Here is a 500-nt window from a genome sequence, read left to right as displayed (position 1 = left end):
GAAGGAATTTGAGTTTGGGCCTCATCACCTGGTTCTTGCCACCTTAATCCGAAGTCAGCATGTCCTCCCTGTCCCTGAAGAATCGGAACATATTGCACAGAACTTCTCCTGAAATAATAGCCGAATCGATAAGAGATGTTCATCGAAAGACTCAGCCCTTTATAGGAAAGGGTATTTCGAAGGGACCCAAAAGTGGTAGGGCGAGCAGAACCATGGTATTTCACCGATTCCATATCCGCATCATTGATGATGGTTCTATAATCCTCACTAACATCTCCATCCCAATAACCCTGTGGAGCACCTGTTTCGGGATTCAGACCAGCCCATGGATAACTGTATACTGCAAACAATGGCCTTCCAACCACTGGGTAGTAATCCCCACCATTGCCTGACATCCCATAATTGATCAGACTGCTCACAGGGTATTCCAATTCAAAATCAGTCACCTTCTCTTTGACTCCACTGAGCAACCAATCTGTTCTCCACCTGAAATCCCCAGC

General features: G+C 46.2%; 1 pseudogene. It reads right to left on the bottom strand.

The window, feature by feature from the left end:
• Positions 1-500: pseudogene (locus O0V13_RS21505) on the bottom strand (SusC/RagA family TonB-linked outer membrane protein); the annotation flags it as partial.

Source organism: Algoriphagus sp. PAP.12, from assembly GCF_026652115.1.
Classification (GTDB): Bacteria; Bacteroidota; Bacteroidia; order Cytophagales; family Cyclobacteriaceae; genus Algoriphagus.
Note: the sequence above shows the minus strand (reverse complement) of the source record. Positions and strands in the feature narration are given on the sequence as shown.